The following is an 8,836-nucleotide window of genomic DNA, read 5'->3' on the forward strand; positions in this document are numbered from 1 at the left end:
CATCTTATTTGGGGGGGCCCCTGGGCTTTTCTAACCACGCCCACCCCCCGCGCTGTGTTCGGGGGGGCTGGCGCCCCCTTGCCCCCGGGGCCGGGCCCCCCGCGCGCCGAGCACGGTGGGGACGCGGGTCCACCGAGATCCGGTGGCACGCTGCGCTTCTCCGTGGCCTCCGACGCCGGCTGCGTCGATCCCCAGCAGGTCGGCAGCAGCGACACCCTGTACTCGCTCCGCGAGACGGTCGATTCGCTGACCGACCAGGACCCGGAGACCGGGGCGAGCGTGCCGTGGCTGGCCGAGAGCTGGGAGGTCGCACCCGATGCCCGATCGTTCACCTTCCGGCTGCGTCGTGACGCCACCTTCAGCGACGGCAGTCCGGTGAACGCCCAGGTGGTGAAGGCGAACTTCGACGCGATCCCGAAGCTGGGCGCGCTGGCGATCCTGTCCAAGGGCTATCTCAACGGCTACCTCGGCACCGAGGTCGTCGACGAGCACACCGCCAGGATCACCTTCGAGCAGCCCAACGCGCAGTTCCTGCAGGCGACCTCGACCGCGGCGCTCGGCCTGGTCTCGGCGGCCAGCGCCGAGAAGACGCCCCAGCAGCGGTGCAGTGACGGCGTGATCGGCTCCGGACCCTTCGTCCTGTCGAAATACGTGCCCAACCAGTCGATCACGATCGCCAAGCGAACCGGATACGGGTGGGGTTCGCCACTGTGGACCAAGCCCGGCGAGGCTTACCTCGACTCGATCGAGTTCACGGTCATCCCGGAATCCGGGGTCCGCGCGGGCAGTGTGCAGTCGGGGCAGATCGATGTCGCCGCCGGACTGGGACGCGCGGACGAGGCCGGGCTGAAGGCCTCGGGCATCGCGCTGCTGACGCGTTCGCACCCGGGCGCGGTGTTCAACCTCGGGCTCAACAACTCCCGCCCGATCTTGCGGGACGTTCGGGTGCGGCGTGCCATCCAGGCCGCCCTGGACCGGCGCCAGATCGTGGAGGCCGTCTTCGCCAGCGGCACCGTGCCCGCGACGGGCATCCTCTCCCACACCACGCCCGGCTACACCGACCTGTCCGCCGACCTCGGCTACGACGCCACCCGGGCGACGTCGCTGCTGGACGAAGCGGGCTGGCGGCCCGGCGGCGACGGCATCCGGCAGCAGGACGGCGCGCGGCTGAGCCTGAACGTAGCGTGGTTCAACAACTCCCAGAACACCCGCGCCGCGCTCGAACTGGTCCAGCAGCAGCTCGCGGCGGTCGGAGTGGAGCTGGTGCTCGAGGAGCTCCAGGTCACCCAGTTCCCGCAGCTGATCGGATCCGGCGACTTCGACGGATTGTGGGGCGGCGACCTGAGCCGGGCCGATCCCGACTGCCTGCGCACGCTGTACTCCACCCAGCAGGTCAACGCCTACCGGCTGCCGCCGAGCGAACTCGACGGCCTGCTCACCGCGCAGGCGGCAGAGGCCGACCCGGCGAAGCGGCAGCCTCTCGTGGAGCGGGCCCAGCAGCTGGTCGTGCGGAACGCGCACGTGATTCCGGTGGTGGAGCTCGAGACGGTACTCGCGGTCGGGCCGAGCGTGCACGGCCTGACCTTCGAATCGTCGAGCCGCACCCGATTGCACGACACGTGGCGGAGCTGAACCGGCATGGGACGGTATGTGATACGCCGCCTGGTCCAGGCGGTCGGGGTGCTGTGGGCGGCGTACACGGTGTCGTTCTTCGTACTGGAGTTCCTGCCGGGCGACCCGGTGTCGGCGATGGCGGGCGGTGGATCGACCTCCGCACCGGTCGATCCGCGGGAGCTCGCCGCGCTGCGGGCCGAGTACGGCTTCGACAAGCCGATCGTGCTGCAGTACCTGGACTACCTCGGGCGGGCACTCGTCGGTGACTTCGGTGACTCCGTCGCCACCGGCCGGTCGGTGACCGCCACCATGGCCGCGGCGCTGCCGCCCACCCTGCAGCTCACCGGAGCCGCGCTGATCCTGGCGGTGCTGTTCGGCGGCGGCCTCGCGGTGGCGGCGACCTACACTTCCCGCCGCTGGCTTCGGCAGATCCTGCTGTCACTGCCGCCGCTGGCGATCTCGATCCCGTCGTTCTGGGCGGGTCTGATGTTGGTCCAGCTCCTGTCGTTCCGGATTCCGCTGTTCCCCGCGTTCGGCAACGGCGGGCCCTCCGCCTTGGTGCTGCCCGCCGTCACCCTGGCTGTTCCGACCGGCGCGCTCATCGCGCAGGTGCTGGCGAAGAGCCTGCTGAGCACCTTGGACGCGCCCTTCGTGCAGACCGCGCGGGCCAAGGGCGCCAGCCGGATCCGGGTCCATCTGCGGCACGCGCTGCGCAGCGCGTCGTTGCCTGCGCTCACCCTTGTCGGCCTGTTGGTCGGGCAACTGGTCGCGGGCGCGGTGGTGATCGAGACGGTGTTCTCGCGTAACGGTCTCGGTCGTGTCATGGCGAATGCCGTGAGCGTGCAGGACATTCCGCTCGTGCAGGGCGTGGTGGTCTTCGGCGCGTTCGTCTTCGTCGTGGTGAACCTGATCGTCGATCTGATCTATCCGTTGCTCGACCCGCGGATCGTGGTCGCGCGCCCGAGGAGTTACGCGTGACCGACACCGTGCCGACCGAACTCGCCGTCGCCCGCCCCGTCGTCGTCGACGACGACCTCGACACCGAGGCGCCCCGGAGTGGACCGGCGCGCTTCCTGCTGTATCGGCCCGGACTGGTGCTCTCGGTGGTGACCCTCGTGCTCGTCGTGCTCGCCGCCGCGTGGCCGACGCTGTTCACCGACCGTGACCCGCTGCTCGGCGTGCCATCGGAGATCTTCGCCCCGCCGAGTGGCCGGCACTGGTTCGGCACCGACGAGCTCGGACGCGACCTGTTCACCCGTGTCGTGCACGGCACCGCGCTGTCGTTGCAGGCGACGGTGATCGCGGTGGCCGTCGCGTTCGTCGTCGGCGGTGCGATGGGCCTGGTCGCCGGCTTCGTCGGGCGGTGGGTCGACGACGCGCTCATGCGACTGGCCGATGTCCTGCTGTCGATTCCGTCCCTGTTCCTGTCGCTGGCGCTGGTGACGGCGCTGGGCTACGGCACCGTGAAGGTGGCTGTCGCGGTGGGTGTCGCCGGGGTGGCCGGGTTCGCCCGGGTGATGCGCGCCGAGGTCCTGCGGGTGCGGCAGGCGGTCTACGTCGAGGCGGCGTGGGCCTCCGGGGCCAGGTGGTTCACCGTGCTCGGCCGCCATGTGCTGCCGAACTCGATCGGTCCTGTGGTCGTGCTGGCGACGCTGGAACTCGGCACCGCGGTGCTGGCGGTGTCGTCGCTGAGTTTCCTCGGCTACGGCGTGGTCCCGCCGGCGCCGGAATGGGGCACGCTCATCTCGAGCGGCCGGAACTATCTCGCCAACGCGTGGTGGATCTCGACACTGTCGGGCCTGATGGTGGCGTTCGTCGTGCTCGCGACCAACCGGATCGCGCGGGCACTGGACGGGGAATGGGAGCGTCGTCGATGACCGGGAATCTGCTGGAAGTGCGCGGGCTGACGGTGTCCTACCGGACCCGCACCGGCCGGGTACAGGCGGTGCGCGCGGTGGACTTCGACATCGCGCCGGGCGAGATCGTCGCGCTGGTCGGCGAATCCGGATCGGGCAAGAGCTCGACGGCGCACGCTGTCACCGGGCTACTGCCCGCCGCGGGCCGGATCGACGCGGGCAGTATCCGATTCGGCGACACCGATCTCGCCACGGTGGGGGACAAGCACCTGCGCGCGATCCGTGGTGCGCAGATCGGCGTGATCCCACAGGACCCGGCGGTGTCGCTGAACCCGGTGCAACGCATCGGCAAACAAGTCGCCGAGGTCTTGGTGATCCACGGTCTGGCGTCGCGGCGGTCCGCTGCCGACGCGGCGGTGGAATTGCTGGAGCGGGCAGGCATGCCCGATCCGCGGACCCGGGCGGCCCAGTATCCGCACGAACTGTCCGGCGGCATCCGGCAGCGCGCGCTCATCGCCATCGCCATCGCCGCGAACCCCGCGCTGATCATCGCCGACGAGCCGACCAGCGCGCTGGATGTGACGGTGCAGCGGGTCATCCTCGACCACATCACGAGTCTGACCGAAACCCTCGGTACCGCAGTCCTTCTGGTCACCCACGACCTCGCCGTCGCCGCCGACCGGGCCCAGCGGATCGCGGTGATGTCGCGGGGCCGAATCGTGGAGAGCGGGCCGACGCGCGAGATCCTCGAAGCCCCGCGCGATCCGTACACCCGGCAGTTGCTGCGCAGTGTGCCAGGACGCGCGGGTACCCGCCCGCCCGCGCGGGATACGGAAGCCGAGCCGCTGCTCACCGTCGAGAATCTCGTGAAGGAGTTCCCGCTGCCACGCGCGAACGGTGCCGCGCAGAGTGTCCGCGCGGTCGACGGCGTGAGCTTCACCCTGGGGCGTGGGGAGACGCTGGCGCTGGTGGGGGAGTCGGGTTCGGGCAAAACCACCACGGCCAGAATGGTGCTGCGCTTGAGCGCGCCGACGGCCGGCCGCATCGTTTTCGACGGCGAGGAGGTGACCACCAGCAGGGGCGCGCGGTTGCGGGCCTTCCGGCGCCGGGCGCAGGTGATCTACCAGAATCCCTACGAGTCACTGGATCCGCGCTTCACGATCCGCGACGTGATCACCGAACCCCTGCGGGTCTTCGGAATCGGCGACCGTGCCGACCGGGCGGCGCGTGCGCGTGCGTTGCTCGACCGGGTCGCGCTACCCGCGGCGATGCTGGACCGCAGGCCTGCGGAACTTTCCGGCGGGCAACGCCAGCGCGTCGCGATCGCCAGGGCGCTGGCCTTGTCGCCGGAACTGGTGGTGTGTGACGAGCCTGTGTCGGCGTTGGACGTCTCGGTGCAGGCCCAGATCCTCGAGCTGTTCGCGCAGCTGCAGGCCGACACCGGTGTGGCGTATCTGTTCATCTCGCACGACCTCGCCGTAGTGCGCCAGATCGCCCATCGGGTGGCGGTGCTGCGGCGGGGAAAGATCGTCGAGATCGACAACACCGAGCGGGTTTTCGACGAGCCGGCCCACGAGTACACCAGTCGGCTGCTGGCCGCGATACCCGGCGCCGAACTCGCGGAGGGCGCGTGAGGGCTCAGGTTCCCGACAAGCGGCTCACCACGGGCGCGAGCTCGCGGGCCGCGTCATCGTCGAGAACGATGTAGGAGATGCCGTAGTCGTCGCGGAGCCGACGGAGCTGATCGATCACCCGCGCGGGTGATCCGGTGAGCGAATTCGGCGCGTCGGCAGGAATCGGCGGACCGATGGAGCTCGTCGGCGTGCTGAAGCGCAGGCCACGCTCGATCTCGGAAGTCCTTGTGCCCGCGGCCTTCTCGAGCCATTCGACCTGGCGGGCAAGCTGGTCCGCCGAGAAGGTGCTGAAGGCCACGGTGTCGGCCTCGGCGGCGGCGAGTTCGGTCGCCCGCCGGCCACCCGCCGCGACCAGCAAAGGCACTTTGCGCGGTGGTGTGGGCAATAGCGCGGTTCCGGTGTTGGTGTAGTGCGGCCCAGCCGCTTCCACGCGCTCCCCACGGAAGAGCGCGTTGACGATCCGGACCGAGGCGGCCAGACGCTCGAACCTGACCCGGTCGGATTCCACCGGAACGCCGAGTTCGCCGTAGCCGAGGGCGGTCTGACCGGCGCCCAGCCCGAGCCGGAACCGGCCGCCGGACACCAGGTCCAGGGTGGCGGCCTCTCGCGCCAGGACGAACGGATTGCGGAAATCGTTGGCCAGCACGAACGTTCCGACCTCGAGCGTCGTCGTGGCCGCGGCGGCGTAGGCCAGGGCGGTCAGCGGCGCGGGCACCGGAGCGGGTAGCTCGGGTAGGAGCAGCGATGAGAGCCCGGTGTCCTCGGCCCAGCGGGCCGTCGATGTCCACGTCGTCGGGCGCGCGTCGGCGACGGTGACGAGGCCGAAGCGGAAAGGTCGGTGACTCAAGAGTTCTCCGTGCCGTAGGCGCGCAGGAAGGTATCGACGGCCGCGGTGGCGACCGCGTGCATCTCGGCGGCCGCGACCTTGCGGGTGCCCAGCCGGGTGCGGCCCTCCATGGGGCCGGTGATCAGCACGAGGAACTGCTCGGCCGCGGTCGCGGGATCGCTCGCGCGCAGGCGGCCGGACAGGGCCAGGCGTGCCAGCCGATCAGCGAGCGCGTCGCCCAGTTGGTCGGACGTGCGGCTCACCACGAGATCGATCAGATCGGGGAACTGGGCCACCTGACCGTAGGTGAGCCAGCGCAGTGATCGGGACTGTTCCGAACAACACGACCGGATCAGCCGGTAGGCCACGTCCTCCAAGGCGGCGCGCAGGTCGTCGCCGGGGTTGCGCAACCGCTCGACGACCGCCAGGTTCTCGGCCAGGACGGCGTCGCTCACGGCGGCCAGCGCGTGCCGGAAGAGGGTTTCCTTGTCGTTGAGGTGGTTGTAGATCGTCGGCTTGGCGACCCCGGCGACCTCGGCGATCTCCTGCACCCCCGCCTGCGCGTATCCCCGGCGGGCGAACACCACGAACGCCGCGTCCAGGATCGCCTGCCGCTTGTCGATCCGCCCGCGCGAAGTGGTCTGGCCGGCCGGTGTCGTCGCTGAAGTCACCACCGGAGTCTAACTCACGCGCGGTGGAAAGTTGCCTCACTGGTTCAGTTCCATGTACTCCGGTTGATATGTCCAGTCGGGGATATTACAGTGAACTCGCCAGTTCAAATCACGCTCTCCACTTCGGGAGAAGTCCATGACGAAAGCCCCAAGAGACACGCTTGATCCACCCCTGCGCCAGGGTGCTCGCCCGAACGGAAGCGGCACGGCGGGCGGACCCGGCTCCGCCGTCGGTGTGCGGGCCGAGTGGCTGGAGATCCTGCAGGCGCCGGCGCGCGAACGTGTGACGGTGACCGAGGTCTGCCGTCGATACCAGGTCTCGCGCAAGAGCTACTACAGCTACCTCGCACGCTATCGGCAGGACGGCGTGGCGGGGTTGGCGCCGAGATCGAGCCGGCCCAAGACCCTTCCCGCTCGGACGCCGGCCGACATCGAGGACTTCGTCGTGCGGCTGCGGCTGATCCATCCGGGATGGGGCGCGCGCAGGATCCGTACCGAACTCGTGCGATCCGGTTCCGCTCAGGTGCCCGCGCTGTCGACCGTGCACGCGATCCTGCGCCGTAACGGCCTGGTCGGTGTGCTACCGGGAGCCGCGACGCACATGCCGCGGGTCACGGGCCGACCGACGACCGAAGGCCAGACCATCATCCGTTCAGGGGGAAACGCCCGATGAGTACTACGACCCCGGCAGTCGACGACGCCAACGCCCTGTATCCCCGACGCTGGGCCGCGATGGCGGTACTGGTCCTCGGATTCACGCTGGATCTGCTGAACGTCACGATCGTCAATGTCGGCCTGCCCGCGATCCAAGCCGACCTCGGCGGGACTCCGGCGCAGGTCGGGTGGATCGCGACGGCCTACCTGCTGGCGTTCGCGGCCACCCTCATCACGGCCGCCCGATTGGGCGACCTGTGGGGACGCAAACGTGTCTTCCTCGTCGGGCTCGGTGTGTTCGCGCTCGCCGGCGCCTGGTCCGCCCTCGCGAACTCCCCGAGCGAACTCATCGCCAGCCGTGCCGCACAGGGCGCGGCCGCGGCGATTCTGGCGCCCCAGGTTCTCTCGAGCCTGTTCGTGCTCTTCCGCGGGCCCGAACGCGCCACGGTCCTCGGCATTTTCGGTGTGGTCGCCGGACTCGCCCAGGCCGGGGGATTGCTGTTGGGTGGCGTGCTCGTGACGGCGGATGTCGCCGGGTTGGGCTGGCGGGCGATCTTCTGGATCAGCGTCCCCGCGGCACTCGTACTGCTCGGGCTCGGCGCGTGGCTCATTCCGGAGAGTCGCGGTGAGGGTGTGCTGCGCCCGCGCTGGCTCGCCGCGACAGCCCTGACCGTCGGCCTGGTGGCGATCGTGTTCCCGCTGCTGGAAGGCCGCACATACGACTGGGCGCCGTGGATCTGGCTCCTGCTGGCCGCGGGTATCGCCGTCGTAGCGCTCGTCGCCATCGGCGAGAATCGCGATACCGCGAGCCGCGCCGGCGCGCTGCTGCCGCTCGACCTGCTCCTGGCACGCACCAGCAGTGTCGCGCTGGCGGTGCAGTTGGTGGCGTTCGCCGCCTTCAGCGGTTTCCTGCTCGTCTTCGTGCTCTGGCTCCAAGAAGGCCAGGGCTACAGTGCGCTGCGCGCCGGCGTGGTGACCGTCGCGTTCTCCGCGGGTGGTTTGGCGATCGCGCCGCTGGTGGGGCGTCTCACCGTGCAGTTCGGTCGCTATGCGGTGCTCGCCGGTGCGCTGTTCGGCGCTGTCGGCACCCTGGCGGTGCTGGGAGCCGCCACCACCGCGACGACCGATGTCAACCCGTGGCTGCTCGCGCCCGGCCTGTTCGTCGTCGGTGTCGGCATCAACCTCGTCCAGCCTCCGCTGACGACACTGTTCCTCTCCACGGTGCCCGAGCGATACGCCGGATCGGCCTCGGGAATCTGGACCACCGGCCAGCAGTTCGGCGGCGCGATCGGCGTCGCCTCCCTGAGCGCCGTCTTCTTCGGTGCCGCCGCCACCGGCGACTATCAGAGCGCACTGACCGCCTGCGCCTTCACGATCATCGTGGCCCTGGTCGTCAGCGCGGCGCTCTGCCTCGCACTGGCTGCCCCATCGGCCCCCGAGGCCGACGTTACCGACGAATCCCGAAGCGACACAGTGGTTCCGGAGATCGTGCCGGCGCTCGCCGAGGAACCCGTCCGCGGCAATCGTTAGCCACGATCCGCTCGGTCGGGGGGGGGGGGGGGGGGGGCCCCCCCCCCCGCC

At 70.2% G+C, this 8,836-nt stretch carries 8 protein-coding genes; 6 read left to right on the forward strand and 2 right to left on the reverse strand.

Annotated elements, in window-relative coordinates:
* Positions 1 to 162: 162 nt before the first annotated feature.
* The 4 genes from QH270_RS32630 (at position 163) to QH270_RS32645 (ending at position 5,104) form a co-directional block, all read left to right on the forward strand.
* Positions 163 to 1,632 (forward strand): ABC transporter substrate-binding protein, encoded by a 1,470-nt coding sequence (locus QH270_RS32630; RefSeq protein ID WP_280348486.1) that lies wholly within the window; start codon positions 163 to 165, stop codon positions 1,630 to 1,632.
* Positions 1,633 to 1,638: 6 nt separating this feature from the next.
* Positions 1,639 to 2,592 (forward strand): ABC transporter permease, encoded by a 954-nt coding sequence (locus tag QH270_RS32635; protein ID WP_280348488.1) that lies wholly within the window; start codon positions 1,639 to 1,641, stop codon positions 2,590 to 2,592.
* Positions 2,593 to 2,687: 95 nt separating this feature from the next.
* Entirely contained in the window at positions 2,688 to 3,491 is an 804-nt protein-coding gene (locus tag QH270_RS32640; protein ID WP_280348500.1) for an ABC transporter permease, read from the forward strand.
* On the forward strand, positions 3,488 to 5,104 hold the full coding sequence (locus QH270_RS32645) for an ABC transporter ATP-binding protein (RefSeq protein ID WP_280348490.1): 1,617 nt from the start codon (positions 3,488 to 3,490) through the stop codon (positions 5,102 to 5,104). Before QH270_RS32640 ends, QH270_RS32645 begins: the two co-directional genes overlap by 4 nt.
* 4 nt (positions 5,105 to 5,108) lie before the next feature.
* On the opposite strand, the gene QH270_RS32650 is transcribed toward QH270_RS32645, so the two are convergent.
* Both QH270_RS32650 and QH270_RS32655 read right to left on the reverse strand, forming a co-directional pair.
* Positions 5,109 to 5,951 (reverse strand): LLM class flavin-dependent oxidoreductase, encoded by an 843-nt coding sequence (locus tag QH270_RS32650; protein ID WP_280348492.1) that lies wholly within the window; start codon positions 5,949 to 5,951, stop codon positions 5,109 to 5,111.
* On the reverse strand, positions 5,948 to 6,601 hold the full coding sequence (locus tag QH270_RS32655; RefSeq protein ID WP_280348494.1) for a TetR/AcrR family transcriptional regulator: 654 nt from the start codon (positions 6,599 to 6,601) through the stop codon (positions 5,948 to 5,950). The genes QH270_RS32650 and QH270_RS32655 overlap by 4 nt, the downstream gene beginning before the upstream one ends.
* Positions 6,602 to 6,737: 136 nt before the next feature.
* On the opposite strand from QH270_RS32655, the gene QH270_RS32660 reads away from it, so the two are divergent.
* Complete coding sequence (locus QH270_RS32660; protein WP_280348496.1) at positions 6,738 to 7,274, forward strand: helix-turn-helix domain-containing protein; 537 nt, start codon at positions 6,738 to 6,740, stop codon at positions 7,272 to 7,274.
* The gene (locus QH270_RS32665) at positions 7,271 to 8,785 is read left to right on the forward strand and encodes an MFS transporter (RefSeq protein WP_280348498.1); all 1,515 of its coding nucleotides are present in this window, start codon (positions 7,271 to 7,273) and stop codon (positions 8,783 to 8,785) included. The genes QH270_RS32660 and QH270_RS32665 overlap by 4 nt, the downstream gene beginning before the upstream one ends.
* The last annotated feature ends 51 nt before the right edge of the window (positions 8,786 to 8,836 follow it).

The organism is Nocardia neocaledoniensis (genome assembly GCF_029868625.1).
Lineage (GTDB): Bacteria > Actinomycetota > Actinomycetes > Mycobacteriales > Mycobacteriaceae > Nocardia > Nocardia neocaledoniensis_A.